Origin of the sequence: Shewanella sp. 10N.286.45.A1, from assembly GCF_041470405.1 — a bacterium.
Taxonomy (GTDB): domain Bacteria; phylum Pseudomonadota; class Gammaproteobacteria; order Enterobacterales; family Shewanellaceae; genus Shewanella.
Genome location: NZ_JBFRMK010000460.1, coordinates 1 through 424, shown reverse-complemented (window position 1 = coordinate 424; position 424 = coordinate 1). Strand labels below are relative to the sequence as shown.

Genomic DNA, 424 nt, shown 5'->3' with positions numbered 1-424 from the left:
GGACAAATAACAGTTGGCTGGTTCCGCTCCGCTTCACATTTTAGCCAACTATTTCACGCCGCTTAATGAGGCGTTATATGCCTATAGAGGATTGGAGTTAAATTGATATTAAGGATGATACATATTGGGTTATGTAACTCAATTATGCACTGGAAGAGTAGCTCAAAAAATCATGAAAAAGCTGCCTTTCTAGTAATATTTGGTTCAACCTTTTACTTGTGGTCAATATCAACAATCGTACTGTTTAATATTGGTATCGAAGCTCCTTACTCAGGTAACTTTAAATACTTATTACCAATTACTTGTATCGTTTTAGCGTCAATATTTAACCACTACTCCTTTAAACACATAAACAGGTATCGTCACAGTTTAAAAGCTTATAAAAACCTGCCTAAGCCTTTAACTTATTTAATTAATTTAATAG

General features: G+C 33.7%; 1 protein-coding gene. It reads left to right on the top strand.

The window, feature by feature from the left end; translation table 11 throughout:
- Positions 1-144: 144 nt before the first annotated feature.
- The coding region (locus AB4238_RS22405; protein ID WP_372035845.1) for a hypothetical protein at positions 145-424 on the top strand (280 nt) is incomplete at its 3' end.